The sequence below is a fragment of the Pantoea sp. E956-1 genome, from assembly GCF_982223955.1.
In genome coordinates, this window is sequence record NZ_CEUYZP010000005.1 from 172501 (window position 1) to 185542 (window position 13042).

Below are 13042 nucleotides of genomic sequence, written 5' to 3' on the forward strand. Positions count from 1 at the left end.
TTATTAGCGTAGTCATTCAGGCAAAGAGACAAAATAAGATAATGACGGTCAGAAATCATTTCATTGTCATTTTACAGCGGGCGGAATAAAGCCGGTTTTACTCCGCCGATCACAAATTGCGCACAGTCTGATTGTATGACTATCAAAGTCACTATAGTGTTAACGATGAGAATGATTCTCTTGTATGGAAGTATGATATTTTTTTATCGGTTATTTGGCGTGATGATGACAGGGCGAAAATAATAACCTTCATTCCTGCGTTAAAAGAGTTAAATACCCGATGTTTATGCGGTTTTACCCCCGATTTCCGTGCTGTAAATCTTTTACCTCTCCGCAACCCTTTCGCAACACCATGATAAACTTTCACTAAGACACATCTTAAATTCAATTTTTACATTCAGACATATCTATATCCCTAAGATTGCCAGGTTATTAACCGATAAGTTCCGTTAGTCACCGAACCATAATTCTACCTGCCCTTGTCTGTTCTGCCGTCGTCTGTGCCGCGTGCGTTAATCTCTGCGGGGAAGTTTTCCGCCTGCACTCAGCCTTTCAGCTTCATAACAAATAAAGCGGGTATTTAGCAGATGAGAGTCGTGCGGATATGCTTTTAGAAAAACCCACCACCAGGCGTAAATTTTTGCTCGGTTCACTGCTGGCGTTGCCATTAAGTGAACTGGTCTTCAAAGGCATTACTGCGGCACAGGCGGCAGAGATGGCCGCACCGGAGTTAGCCGATTACAAACCGATCTTTTTTAGTGCCGATGAGTGGCAGTTTATCCTGGCTGCCACTGACCGTTTGATTCCGGCAGGCGGCAAAGGCAAAGCGCCGGGCGCGCTGGAAACTAACGTGCCGATCTTTATCGATCAGCAGCTGCACAGCGAAGCGTTTGGCAGCGAAATCTACCTGCAGGGGCCGTTCAATACGCAGGCGCCCGCAACCATGGGTTACCAGATCCCGTTCCGTCCACAGCAGATGTATCAGACCGGTATCCGGCTGATTAATCAGTGGTCGCAGAACACCCATCAGAAAGCGTTTCATGCGCTGACGCTGGAAGAGAAAGATGCGGTACTGACCCAGGTAAACAAAAACGAGATCGACTTTGCCGCACTGGGCGAAGCCGATCTTAAGCCTGCGCATTTCTTCAGCCAGCTGCTTTCCGATACCAAGCATGGCTACCTTGCTGACCCGATGTACGGCGGTAATAAAGGCATGAAAGCCTGGATTGCCATCGGCTTCCCCGGCGCGCGTGCCAGCTTCACCGAATGGGTGAAACAGCACAACGTTCCTTATCCGCTGGGTCCGGTCAGTGTGAAGGGCGAACGCGCGTAGGGCGCGTCCATATCAGGTATTTGAAACAGGATTATCATGGCACAGGTTACTAAAAAAGAAGTCGACGTCGTGGTCTGCGGCCTCGGCTGGGCAGGCTCGCTGATGAGCATCGAGCTGGCACTGGCAGGTCTGGACGTGCGCGCCCTTGAGCGCGGCGGCGATCGCGATTATGACGAATTCGCCTACCCGAAACCGGCGGATGAATACGCCTATGCGGTGCGCAACAAAGTGTTTGCCACCCCCGCCGAAGTGGCGGTCACCGTGCGCTACAACAGCAGCCAGACGGCATTGCCAACCCGTAAATGGGGCGCATTTGCTCCGGGTACCGGCGTAGGCGGTTCCGGCCTGCACTGGACCGCAGTACTGATCCGTCCGACACCGACCGATATCAAACTGAAGACCTATGTCGACGAGGCTTACAAGCCGGGCATTCTGCAGGATGATATGCGGGTGATGGACTTCCCGTTCAGCTGGGAAGAGATCGAGCCTTACTACTATAAATTCGAACTGATTTGCGGCCAGTCGGGCAATACCGGCAACCTGCGCGGCAAAATCCTGGAAGGCGGCGATCCGTTTGAAGGCCCGCGTTCTGAGCCTTATCCGCTGCCTGCGCTGGATGACACACTGAACAACGTGATGTTCAAAGAGGTGGCGACCAAACTCGGTTACCATCCATTCCCGAACCCGTCGGCCTGTGTGTCGCGTGCGTGGAAAAACCCGTACGGCAACCAGATCGCGCCGTGCAACTACTGCGGCTACTGCAGTAAATATCCCTGCCTGAACTACTCCAAAGCGTCGCCGCAGACCGCCGTAATGGATTCACTGAAGCGTATGCCGAACTTCTCCTATGAAGTGAACGCGGAAGTGATCAAGGTCGTACTGAACGATGATAAGAAAACCGCGAAAGGCGTGATCTACATCGATGCGCAGGGCAACGAGTGCTTCCAGCCAGCGAAAATCGTGGTGCTGAGCAGCTTCCAGCTCTACAACGTGCGTCTGATGCTGCTCTCCGGCATCGGCAAGCCTTACAACCCGATTACCGAAGAGGGTGTGGTAGGGCGTAACTACGCGTTCCTGTCCAACGGCGGCGCGACGCTGTTCTTCAAAGATAAAAACTTCAATCCGTATGCCACGGCGGGCGCGACCGGCCAGATGTTTAACGATATCTCGCCAGGCAACTTCGACGGCCCATCACTCGGCTTCCTCGGCGGCGCGAAGATCCACAGCTCACAGGCGACCGGTACGCCGATCAGCACCGCGCTGCCAAAAGGCACGCCGACCTGGGGCATGGGATACAAGGAAGGTCTGGAGGAGTGGTACGGTCATTCGATGAAGATCAGCATCACCACCACCTGTCAGTCTTACCGCGATATCTATCTGGATCTCGATCCGAACTACAACGATCACCGTGGCCTGCCACTGCTGCGCATGACCTTCAACTGGAAAGAGAATGAGCTGAAGCTGCAGCAGCACCTGAAAGGCATCGTCGGCAATATCGCGAAAGAGCTGAACCCTGACAGCATGAGCATGAGCTTCCTGCCAATGGGCGCGGACTTTGACCTGACCAAATATGTCTCTACCCACAACGTGGGCGGTGCCGTGATGGGCGATAACCCGAAAACCTCGGCGCTGAACAAGTATCTGCAGAGCTGGGACGTGCATAACGTCTTTGTGCCGGGCGGTAACGCTTTCCCGCAGAACTTCCAGGCGAACCCGACCGATACCATCGGTGCGATCACCCTGATGGCGGCACAGGCGATCAAAGATCAGTATCTGAAAAATCCCGGCCCACTGGTACAGGCATAAGCGCATGAATAAGCTGAAACTGAAATCTTTTATCTTTGCCAACGCAGTGCTGTTAGCCAGCGGATTTGCGCTGCCGGTTCACGCCGAAGATGAAGCGCAACTGATTAAGCAGGGCGAATATCTCTCGCGGCTGGGCGACTGCATGGCGTGCCACTCACTGCCTGGCAAGCCTGACTATTCAGGCGGGCTGGCGATTGAGTCGAACCTTGGCACCATCTTCTCCACCAACATCACGCCCGATAAACAGCACGGTATTGGCAACTACAGCGAGCAGCAGTTCTCGGACGCGGTGCGCAAAGGGGTATTACCGGACGGTTCGCATCTCTATCCGGCGATGCCTTATCCTGATTACGCCAAAATCAGTGATGCCGACATCCACGCGCTTTACGTCTACTTCATGAAAGGCGTGCAGCCAAGCGCAGAACAGCCACCAGAAACCGATCTGAGCTTCCCGTTCAGCCAGCGCTGGGGCATGCGTTTCTGGAACTGGGCGTTCGCCTCGGATAAGCCGTTCCAGCCGATTGGTGGAGCTTCTGAAGAGGTTAACCGCGGTGCCTATATCGTGGAGAGTCTGGGCCACTGCGGCAGCTGTCATACGCCGCGCGGTCTGGGCATGAACGAGAAAGCGCTGGATAGCGGTGACGATAAATTCCTGGCAGGCGGCAGCCTGAACAACTGGGATGTGCCGTCACTGCGTGGCCTGCCACGCTGGAGCGAGCAGGAAGTGGTGGACTACCTGCAGACCGGCCGTAACGATAAAGCGGCGGTGGGCGGCGAGATGACCTCGGTGATTGAGCACAGCAGCTCACACATGACCGACGCCGATCTGAAAGCCATCGCGGCCTACCTGAAGTTCCTGGGCGGCAACCCGCCATTGCAGGCGTACAACGTGCAGGCGCAGCAGGCAACGGAAGCGAAGCTGACCGCGGCGAAGAACCTGAGCGAAGGCGAGCGTCTTTATCTGGATAACTGCGGTGCCTGTCACTTCGTGACCGGCAAAGGCGCGCCGGGGATCTTCCCGGAACTGGATCAGGCGACGATCGTCAATGCTAAAGATCCAACCGGATTGATCCACACCATCCTGGCGGGCGCACAGCAGCCTTCCACCGCGAAGGCCCCGTCGAAACTGGCGATGCCAGGCTTTGGTCAGCGTCTGAGTGATGAAGAGGTGGCGCAGCTGGCGACTTTTATTCGCCAGGGCTGGAGCAACACCGCGCCAGCGGTGAGCAAAGATCAGGTTGCTGAAGTGCGTAAAACGCTGAAGTAATCGAGCTTTCCCCTCTGCCCGTTCGGAGAGGGGATATCCCGGATCAGTGAAAGGTGCGCACCACTTCCAGCACGCCGTTAATGATAAACTGCACGCCCATACAGACCAGTAAAAATCCCATCAGGCGCGATATCGCCTCAATGCCGCTTTTACCCACCAGCTTCATGATGGCACCCGAACTGCGCAGTGAAACCCACAGGATCAGACTCACCAGCAGGAAGGTCAGCACCGGCGCGACGCTTACCACCCATGCCGGAAAATCGACGCCGCTTCTTACCGTCGAGGCAGAGGAGATGATCATCGCAATGGTACCCGGCCCGGCCGTACTCGGCATCGCCAGCGGCACAAAGGCGATATTTACCGGCTCTTTAGTTGCCTCCTGCTCATCCAGTTTCTGCTTTGCTTCGACAGAGTGGCCCGCAGGTTTAGCCGGGAACAGCATCCGAAAACCGATAAAAGCAACGATCAGGCCGCCCGCCATGCGCAGGCCAGGAATGGAGATGCCGAAGGTATTCAGCACCGCGCTGCCCGCGTACCACGCCACCATCATAATGGCGAAGACATAGATAGAAGCCTGGCGCGCCTGTCGGTTGCGCTCCTGGAAGTTCATCTCACCCGCCAGCCCCAGGAACAGCGCCACGGTGGTGAGTGGATTGGCGAGCGGCAGTATCACCACCAGCCCCAGACTGACTGCTTTAATTAACTCCAGCATGACAAATCGCCTTTTCCGTGGTGATTAGTGCTTCGGACGCTCCAGCGCCTCAAGCAGTTCCGGGAAGAAGTCCTGCAGGATTTCAGGGGTCATCAGTTCGGGATACTGCATCAGATGTTCGCGGATACGCTCGTTGACGTCCGGCAGCAGACGCTGGGCCGCGGCGCTGGCGGTGATTTTGTGCTTCTTCATGGCGCGCAGCAGATCGCCTGGCAGCGCGTCTTCGTCGTCGGCGTCATCCACCATCTCCAGCGCGTCCAGTTCGTCGAACATCTCCATCAGCGCTTCGGTCTGCGGCGTGCGCGACTCATATTCACGCGGGTGTTCATCTTCCAGGAAACGCAGCATGGCGCGCATTGGCGTGCCGTCTGGCGTGGAAGGCGGCTCGGTAGCGAACCAGCTCAGCAGCTGATGCATGGTAACCTGATGAACGCGAAAGCCGCTGTCGACCAGCTCATCGGCCAGCAGCTCGGCAGTTTCGTTTTCAATCACGCAGATGTGGGTACGTTTGGGTTCGTACTGCTCCAGCCACTGGTAGATCTCTTCAATCACGCCATCGTCATACTCGAATTTTTTGGTGACATAGCTGTCGTCCTGTTCGTGAACGCAGGCCTGAATCTGATCGGGGTCGAAGTAAAGTGCGATGTTGATGCCTTTCATGCGTGCTGTCCTGTAGAAATCAAAACAACACTATAGCGCTCAACCCCAGGTTAAGGGAATGTCAGGCATCACAGCATGGGGGCGTTTAACGCTCCCCTCAGAGCAGAGAGGGGAGAGAAGGGAAGGAGATTACGAGATAAAGTTTTTGCCCTGCTTCAGCACTACGTCACAGGCTTTGGTTTTCAGCTTCTCACCCATCGGCGAGTTGCTCAGGCTTTGCAGATTCAACTGCTGGCCGTTACCGGTATTCAGCAGACCGGCCACGCCCTGGGTGTAATCGGTTTTCTGTTCCTGCGCAGTGGTGGTGTTCAGACCGAGCTTGCTCAGCACCTGATCTTTTACCGACTGCACATTGTTTTTCACCACGTTATGTTCGACACAATACTGCATCACACCCGCGGCGTTGGTCATGCTGTTGGCGCTGACCGCTTTATCGCCGCCGCCCAGCATGCTGGTAATAGAGGAGAGCGACATGCCGCCATTCTGCTGCGTGGTGCCGGTGGTGCTGCCGTTGTTCTGCTGGCTGAGCTGCGATGCTGCACTGCTCAGCTGATCCTGCCAGCTTGCCGCTGATGCACTGCCTGCGACCAGAAGTGCCGCCAGTCCCCATCCCCACGCACTGCGTTGTGCTTGCTTCATTTCAACCTCGGTATGTGCTTATTCAGTTTTCCTAAGAAAGGCTGACGGGCAGAAAGTTCCTGACTTCCTTTTATAAAAAGCGTCTTAAATAGCACTTTGGGAATCTTCTGTAACAGGAGCAATAAAATATTCAGATGCTTGTGGGTGTTATTATTCTGTGAAGTGATTTTCCGGAGTCAGTAATAAGCACGCTCCGCTGAAACATTATTTAATATCCTCACCGTGTTTATCAGGAATCGTCCTGGTTTAAATTAAAGTTACCGCTTTGCTTATAGCGTGTTTTCTAAGCGCTTGTGTCTGGGTTGGTAATATTTACCTGAGGAATTAAATTTATATAACTACATGTATTTTGGTTAATTTTTATTTTTAGCGTAGCGGCTATTTAAGCCGTACCGCTGGTTATTGATGCGATTTTCTGTGCCGTAATTAAATTGAGTTAGCGGAGTTTTTTATTATTCCGGCTTGCGAAATCAGCGAGAGTGTTCATGCTTAATCACTGTGTCAGGCAGTTGTGGCAGATATTTAATTTAACGGGAGCGATATTATGGCTGGACAGCCAGAGCACAATAATAATGCAGAGGTCACGCTTAAACTCGCTGAAGAGCAAATAGCCCTGACGAAGCAAAAGATTGTGGATGGACATGTCCGTGTTACCCGTTCCACAACTGAGCATGACGAGGTCATCAGTACACTGCTTAACCGGGAGAAAGTTGAGGTTGAGCATGTAGCGAAAGCGCAACCCGTTGAAACGATGCCCGAAATCAGGGAAGAGAACGGTGTACTGATTGTCCCGGTAGTAGAGGAAGAAATCCAAATCGTCAGAAAGCTGGTGCTTAAAGAGGAGATCCACATCCGAAAAGTGCAGGAAAATGTTCCTTTTCAGGAGGTGGTGACCCGACGTGAGCAGCAGGTGAACGTTGAAAGAGATGACGATCAAATTAGCTAACAGAGAGGAACCTATCATGGCACATGAAAAAATCGTAACACTGTTCGATTCTGCAAATCAGGCAGAGGCCGCGAAAAGAAATCTCGTGAAAGCAGGCTTTTCTGATCGGGACATCAGTCTTATCAGTGGAGAACGTTTGCAGGAGGAAGGACACTCTATCCGCCATCCGAGCATCTGGCAGCGTCTGTTTGGTCACTCAGTTGATAAAGAGCAGGCCGATGTTTACACCAGAGCGATGGACAAGGGCGGCGTAGTGCTGACTATCCGTACTGAGGAGGAGAAGCTGGCTCGCGCCATGACCATTCTCCATTCTCATGACTCGGTGGACGTTCCGTCACGTATGCAAAGCTCGGTTGAGAATGGCACTACCGCGCCGGGCATCAACCCGACGACGGCAGGCAAGCAGTTTGCTGGTGAGACCAACGACCGACAGGTTGAACCGCGACGCACCTCACTGACCGGTGATGAGAGCGAAGCTGACATTCTGCGTCTTGCCGAAGAGCAGGTTGAAGTGGGTAAACGTCTGGTGAGCGAAGGCTCTACTCGTGTTCGCCGCTACACCGTGACCGATACCGTATCTGAAGATATTTCGCTGCATGAGCAGCACGCTGACATCTTCCGCCGTTCGGTGAATGAACCCGCGCTGGCTGGTGAAGTGGACTGGTCCGAGAAAACCGTCGAGGTTGCTGAGACCCATGAGCAGCCGGTGATCAACAAAACGACCCACGTGAAAGAAGAAGTGGTGGTGCGTACCGACGGCAGCGATCGTACCGAGACGATTAACGACACGGTGCGTCGTCAGGAAGTGGATATCGACCATGCACGAGGTGGTCTGGAGCGCGAACTGCCGGGTACGACCGCAGGTGTAAAACCTGCGACCGCCGCAGCAGGTACGCAGTCACCAGGGGTGCATAACCGTGACCACAAAAAGAGCCTGACTGAGAAGGTGAGTGAGAAAGCCAGCGAAGTGAAGGATAAGGTTGGAAACAAACTGCACGACCACTCGCATTGAGGCGCTTATCCTGACAACAACAGGCGCTAATGGGCACCGCTGATGCCCGATGCTGAGCATGCAAGATGCAAGAAGGGGCCAACCGAGAGGTTGGCTCTTTTGCGTTATTTTTTCCTGATAATCGCATTCAGCCAGACTTCGTCGCCACGTCCCGCACGTACATCACCGGTCTGCCAGGTTTTTTCTGTTTCAATAGCGAACCTGTTCCCCATTATGCCCTCAGAGCCAGCCTCTCTTTTTATCCCTATCTTATTTGTAGTCAGAATGTCACCGCCGAGTGTATTTACCCCATCTACCAGTTTCTGTAATCCAGCCACATCCATATCCGTAAATCTGCGCCCATCCTTTTCCCGTTCGCCGCGGCCATGTTTAAAAGAGAGATACCCTATGCCGCCAGGCTTCAGCGCCATGGCCAGTTTTGTCATGACGCCGGGTAGTTCAGCTTCGGAAATATGCAGCAGCGAGGCGCAGCACCAGATACCATCATATCTTTCAACCGCATCCACATCCTGAAAGCGCATCTGCGCTACAGGCTTTCCGGATAACTGGCGGGCCAGCGCAACCAGCTCCGCCGAGGCATCAAAGGCTTCGACGATAAAACCCCTTTCGCTGAAGGCTTTAACGTCACGACCTGAACCACAGCCTGCATCAAGAATGCGAGCGCCCGGCGGCAGGCAGTCAATAAAAGGCGGGTAAAGCGCAGACATATCCACGCTGGCCGTATCGGTAAAAAACCGCTGAGCGTTCTGCCGGTAATATTCTTCGTTGCTCAAAACAGGCTGTCTCCCTGTGCCGCTGGCTGCCACTCGTGGAGCAGGGCAAATTTTGCCGTATCCCAGCTGTTTTGCAGGAAACTGTGCCGCAGCATCGGCGTTGCGCCGGTCTGGCGGATTAACGTCTCCCGCAGTGGCAGATGACTGTTAACAAAGTATTCGTTTCGATCATGCAGTCGCTGCAAAAGTGTTATCGAAGGGATACGCGCAAACTTACCCTGAGCGCCGCGATTACAGGTCTGGCAGGCCAGCACCAGATTCCAGACGCCGTTGAGGTTGCCGATTTGATCGCTGAGCATCAGCGGCAGAAAGTGATCGACATCCGCCAGATTTTCTTCGCCGCCCGTCACGCCAATGGCGCGAAAGCAGTAAAAGCACCGGCCTTTCTGGTAGCCATTCAGGCTGCTGCGGCAGCTGGTAATGGTGACGCGGCGACCGCTCTGGCGACTGAAAAGCATCTTGTCATTATCGTCATAATCAACCGCAATCAGGTTGCGTGAAACGTTCATCGCCCAGGCTTCTTCTACCAGCCGCCATCTGGCATCCGTTTCCGCTTTCAGACTGGCAAACTGTTCGTTTTCCGTCAGCTGATAAAAGTTCTCCGTCAGCCGGATGCCTTTATGGCTTCGCCGTTCATCCAGGAAAAAGCGTTTGTCGATCTCGGCGTGATTCACATTATGAAAAGCATCGATGACGTTAGCGAACCCGCGTTTAACGGTAATAGCAATTAACTGTTCTTCGCTGATTTCGCCTGCGTTGAATTGTCTGCATGCCTCCAGAAACTCGCTGCTTTTGCTGGTGATCTGCTTTGGCGCATGACGCAGGTGGGCGCATAAATGCCGCACAAAAGGCACGGCCAGCGCTTCCAGCGTAATCAAATCGTTGTCCGGCTGCTTCAGGTCGTACAGCGCATGGGCAAGGGCAAATTTATAAGAGGCGACGTTTTTGCCAAAAAGGATAACGCCGCGCCAGTAGTTTTCAAGGCGGGGATCGGCCTGGTAAAAGCGCATGCAGGATCCTGTTTTGCGAGACAGCTCGAGGAATTCACGTAACAGGATCACATAACAAATGCAGGTAAATGTAAACCGTAAAGGTGGGGAAGGGGCGGAGCGTTGTTAGGGGCAAAAATGGAGATCGTAAGCAGAGGTCACGATGACGAAGTCTTCTTTTGGTGGATAAGAGCAGACAGGCGTGGGGGTAGCATGACGGCATATTCAGCGTAAGAAAAATGCAAAGTCATAAAATTCAGGATAAAGCGCTACCGGCTGCTATGTCTGGATATTACCGATTTTATTTATGCGACCTGCTAATAAGCAGTAAGTCACACCAGGTTCTATAAATTTCATCTGGAGTCAATTCTCAAAAGCCACTATCATTAGCCAGTTATCATACGGGTTCATATTTCATGGAAGCTTAGAGGGTCATCGGTGTATGGATAATAAAGCGGCTATTCGGGAAAAGATACTTAGTAATAATTTCACTCGTAAAGATTACTCTGTCTTTAAGAGAAATATGAAGACCGTAAAAAAGATGTATCACCCAAATTTAACGTCGCATATAGATTTGCCGGAAACTATTACGCAAATGGCAGAAGACAGCACTAAAATCAGGGGGGTTGCTCCCATATATGTGATTTTATTTTTAATGTTGTTATTCGGTAATGATAAAACTGAGGCATTAATATATATCACTGTTATGACTATAGTGATGCTAATCGTGTTATGGACAAATGCTTCTCAGCGTAGTCTGCCCATCAGCACCGACTTGCGTCTGATGAAACTGGCTTTTCGTATGCGAAAAATCCTCAAGGCACGCACCCGTGAGGAAAAAGCCAGAATCAAAGCAGAAAAAAAAAGAAAACGCGCAAAATAACCACTGGCAGACAGAGGTGTTTTTAATAAAAAATGTCTTATGATGACCCGATGTCCTGACTTATTTCAACTTAACCCTACAGCAAGGAATAGCTATGTTGAAAAAGGACGTTTTCCCTCACCGTACTCGATGTGCCATTATCGTTATCGGAATGATAGCCGGATTGCTTTGGGCGGTACCGGATGGTTTTAACCTGCACGATCATTATTCAGTGTATCTGCCGCCTCTATCATTGACTATGGCCAGCATACTGGCCTTCACGCTTTATCGTCTGCGCGATGTAAAGCCCTGGCGCGATCTTGAAATTAATGGCCAGCGTTTGCCGGTTGAGTATTACAGCTACGAAGGCCAGTAGACGCGTTATCCTTTAACCTCTTCCCAGTTCAGCCCAAACCGTGCCAGATACTTACGCAGGCGATCGGCATCGTTGGGCTGTTTTTTCCCCTGGCGGGAGACGGCAAACAGGCGTCGCCCCGCTTCGGAAAGCGAATCTGCCGCGCGGCAGACGCTTAACACCGTCTGTAGCTGGCACTCATCAAACAGATCGTACTGCGCTAAAGGGGGATCTGGCTGGGCAGCCAGCACAACCGGAGAGCACCAGTTGGTGCGCAGCCGGGCAATCTCTTCTTCTACCAGTTCCAGAGAAATCCTTCCCTGTTCCGCCAGGGTCGCCATACGTGTGACGGAAGCGCTTAGTTCGCGGAAATTGCCTCGCCAGCTGGCTTCTGCCGAGCAGGCGAAACGCAGAAAGTGACTTCTCGCTTCTTTATCAAATCGCACCTGCGTTTGCTGTTCACGTGTGTAACGCGCCAGCTCAAAATCCAGATTGGGTTCAATATCTTCGCGGCGTTCGGCCAGTCCCGGCAGTTGAAACGTCCACATGTTGATGCGGGCAAACAGATCTTCGCGAAAGCGGCCTTCGGCAATCCACTGTTGCATGTCCCGGTGCGTGCCGGCGACCAGCTGGAAATCGCTGCTGACTTCTTTATCTGAGCCATAAGGGAAAAAGCGTTTCTCTTCGATGGCTCGCAGTAACATCGCTTGCTCATCCAGCCCCAGTTCGGCGATCTCGTCCAGAAACAGCATGCCGGCATCGGCTTCCCGCAGCAGGCCGCCACGTGCCTGCTGTGCACCTGTAAAAGCCCCTTTGACATGGCCGAACAGCGTGGACATCGCATTGTCACCGCGCAGAGTAGCGCAGTTAACCGCCACGAATTTACCCGCCAGCTGGTGGCGGGCATGGCGCAGTTGATAGATGCGCTCCGCAAGGAAAGATTTGCCCGCGCCGGTTGGGCCGGTCAGCAGCATAGGGGCGTCGGAGCGGAGCGCCACGCGTTCAATCTGCTCGATCAGTCTGTTAAACGTAGGGTTTCGCGTCTCAATGCCAGATTTTAAAAAGGAGGTGGAGTGCTGCTGTTCGCGCTGAAAACGGCTGGTCAGTGTGGTGTATCGGTTCAGATCGAGATCGATAATGGAGTAGTGGCCGAGTGCGGTTGGCGTCTCAGATCCCTTGCTGGCTGGGGAAGTCTGCAAAAGGCGCGCGGGCAGATAGCGAGCTTCGGTCAGTAAAAACCAGCAGATTTGTGCCACGTGGGTGCCGGTAGTGATATGCACCAGGTATTCTTCGGTGTCGGTATTGAAAGGATAGCGACTGACAAAATCGAGCAAGCTGCCATAAACCTCTTCAAAATCCCAGGGATCTTCCAGCTTAACGCTGTGCAGCACCACTTCGGTGGCGGGCGATGCCTGCGTGATATCTTCAGCCACCCGCTGCGCCATACTGATATCACGCGGTTGGTGAAGGAGTTCCAGCCGATCAATGCGGAGATCGTCCTGCTGGCAAAGCGCGACGGTTGGCCGCCATTTGCTCCAGCGTTTTTCCCGCTTGCCACGCCTGTCCAGCACCGTGCCCAGCACACCTATCACAACGTTAGCTTTCATGTTTATCCCATAAGATAAATAACTTATCCAATAAGATAATTTTCCTTGCCGGTTATAGCAATGTGCAGATGCGGAGTGATC

The 13042-nt window shown here is 53.1% G+C and carries 13 protein-coding genes; 7 read left to right on the forward strand and 6 right to left on the reverse strand.

Annotated features, from left to right (window positions below):
* Positions 1-604 precede the first annotated feature (604 nt).
* From AC0T7J_RS14910 to AC0T7J_RS14920, 3 genes are read left to right on the forward strand one after another with little or no spacing between them, the layout of a single operon-like run.
* Complete coding sequence (locus AC0T7J_RS14910) at positions 605-1333, forward strand: gluconate 2-dehydrogenase subunit 3 family protein (protein WP_064704896.1); 729 nt, start codon at positions 605-607, stop codon at positions 1331-1333.
* Between the two features lie 36 nt (positions 1334-1369).
* Complete coding sequence (locus AC0T7J_RS14915) at positions 1370-3139, forward strand: GMC family oxidoreductase (RefSeq protein ID WP_010251625.1); 1770 nt, start codon at positions 1370-1372, stop codon at positions 3137-3139.
* A 4-nt stretch (positions 3140-3143) separates the two neighbouring features.
* Positions 3144-4406, forward strand: coding sequence for a c-type cytochrome (locus AC0T7J_RS14920; RefSeq protein WP_010671773.1), 1263 nt, complete (start codon positions 3144-3146; stop codon positions 4404-4406).
* 43 nt (positions 4407-4449) lie between these two features.
* Here the strand turns inward: AC0T7J_RS14920 and AC0T7J_RS14925 are convergent, their stop codons facing one another.
* The 3 genes from AC0T7J_RS14925 to AC0T7J_RS14935 all read right to left on the reverse strand — a co-directional run bounded on the left by AC0T7J_RS14925 (position 4450) and on the right by AC0T7J_RS14935 (position 6417).
* Positions 4450-5118, reverse strand: coding sequence for a MarC family NAAT transporter (locus tag AC0T7J_RS14925; RefSeq protein WP_064704894.1), 669 nt, complete (start codon positions 5116-5118; stop codon positions 4450-4452).
* 24 nt (positions 5119-5142) lie between these two features.
* On the reverse strand, positions 5143-5778 hold the full coding sequence (locus AC0T7J_RS14930; protein ID WP_086905101.1) for a hypothetical protein: 636 nt from the start codon (positions 5776-5778) through the stop codon (positions 5143-5145).
* A gap of 129 nt (positions 5779-5907) precedes the next feature.
* Positions 5908-6417 carry a YjjA family protein gene (locus AC0T7J_RS14935; RefSeq protein WP_033759689.1) on the reverse strand — a complete coding sequence of 170 codons (510 nt, stop codon included), beginning with the start codon at positions 6415-6417 and terminating at the stop codon, positions 5908-5910.
* Between the two features lie 544 nt (positions 6418-6961).
* Between AC0T7J_RS14935 and AC0T7J_RS14940 the strand changes: the two genes are divergently transcribed.
* Entirely contained in the window at positions 6962-7363 is a 402-nt protein-coding gene (locus tag AC0T7J_RS14940; protein WP_010251609.1) for a DUF2382 domain-containing protein, read from the forward strand.
* Positions 7364-7379: 16 nt separating this feature from the next.
* Positions 7380-8375 carry a YsnF/AvaK domain-containing protein gene (locus AC0T7J_RS14945; protein WP_473795168.1) on the forward strand — a complete coding sequence of 332 codons (996 nt, stop codon included), beginning with the start codon at positions 7380-7382 and terminating at the stop codon, positions 8373-8375.
* Between the two features lie 104 nt (positions 8376-8479).
* Here the strand turns inward: AC0T7J_RS14945 and AC0T7J_RS14950 are convergent, their stop codons facing one another.
* Positions 8480-9148, reverse strand: a complete 669-nt coding sequence (locus AC0T7J_RS14950; protein WP_473795170.1) for a class I SAM-dependent methyltransferase — start codon at positions 9146-9148, stop codon at positions 8480-8482.
* On the reverse strand, positions 9145-10158 hold the full coding sequence (locus AC0T7J_RS14955) for an HNH endonuclease family protein (protein WP_473795172.1): 1014 nt from the start codon (positions 10156-10158) through the stop codon (positions 9145-9147). Before AC0T7J_RS14955 ends, AC0T7J_RS14950 begins: the two co-directional genes overlap by 4 nt.
* Before the next feature lie 421 nt (positions 10159-10579).
* On the opposite strand from AC0T7J_RS14955, the gene AC0T7J_RS14960 reads away from it, so the two are divergent.
* Positions 10580-11020: a hypothetical protein gene (locus tag AC0T7J_RS14960; protein ID WP_473795174.1), complete on the forward strand. Its 441-nt coding sequence runs from the start codon at positions 10580-10582 to the stop codon at positions 11018-11020.
* Positions 11021-11114: 94 nt separating this feature from the next.
* Positions 11115-11375: a hypothetical protein gene (locus AC0T7J_RS14965; RefSeq protein ID WP_137241135.1), complete on the forward strand. Its 261-nt coding sequence runs from the start codon at positions 11115-11117 to the stop codon at positions 11373-11375.
* 5 nt (positions 11376-11380) lie between these two features.
* Here AC0T7J_RS14965 and rtcR read toward each other — a convergent pair whose 3' ends face one another.
* Positions 11381-12961, reverse strand: coding sequence for an RNA repair transcriptional activator RtcR (gene rtcR / locus AC0T7J_RS14970; RefSeq protein ID WP_064704891.1), 1581 nt, complete (start codon positions 12959-12961; stop codon positions 11381-11383).
* Positions 12962-13042 lie beyond the last annotated feature (81 nt).

Coding starts and splice junctions, on each gene's coding strand:
- AC0T7J_RS14910 (WP_064704896.1), top strand. CDS start 605: ATGCTTTTAGAAAAACCCACCACCAGGCGTAAATTTTTGCTCGGTTCA.
- AC0T7J_RS14915 (WP_010251625.1), top strand. CDS start 1,370: ATGGCACAGGTTACTAAAAAAGAAGTCGACGTCGTGGTCTGCGGCCTC.
- AC0T7J_RS14920 (WP_010671773.1), top strand. CDS start 3,144: ATGAATAAGCTGAAACTGAAATCTTTTATCTTTGCCAACGCAGTGCTG.
- AC0T7J_RS14925 (WP_064704894.1), bottom strand. CDS start 5,118: ATGCTGGAGTTAATTAAAGCAGTCAGTCTGGGGCTGGTGGTGATACTG.
- AC0T7J_RS14930 (WP_086905101.1), bottom strand. CDS start 5,778: ATGAAAGGCATCAACATCGCACTTTACTTCGACCCCGATCAGATTCAG.
- AC0T7J_RS14935 (WP_033759689.1), bottom strand. CDS start 6,417: ATGAAGCAAGCACAACGCAGTGCGTGGGGATGGGGACTGGCGGCACTT.
- AC0T7J_RS14940 (WP_010251609.1), top strand. CDS start 6,962: ATGGCTGGACAGCCAGAGCACAATAATAATGCAGAGGTCACGCTTAAA.
- AC0T7J_RS14945 (WP_473795168.1), top strand. CDS start 7,380: ATGGCACATGAAAAAATCGTAACACTGTTCGATTCTGCAAATCAGGCA.
- AC0T7J_RS14955 (WP_473795172.1), bottom strand. CDS start 10,158: ATGCGCTTTTACCAGGCCGATCCCCGCCTTGAAAACTACTGGCGCGGC.
- AC0T7J_RS14960 (WP_473795174.1), top strand. CDS start 10,580: ATGGATAATAAAGCGGCTATTCGGGAAAAGATACTTAGTAATAATTTC.
- AC0T7J_RS14965 (WP_137241135.1), top strand. CDS start 11,115: ATGTTGAAAAAGGACGTTTTCCCTCACCGTACTCGATGTGCCATTATC.
- rtcR (WP_064704891.1), bottom strand. CDS start 12,961: ATGAAAGCTAACGTTGTGATAGGTGTGCTGGGCACGGTGCTGGACAGG.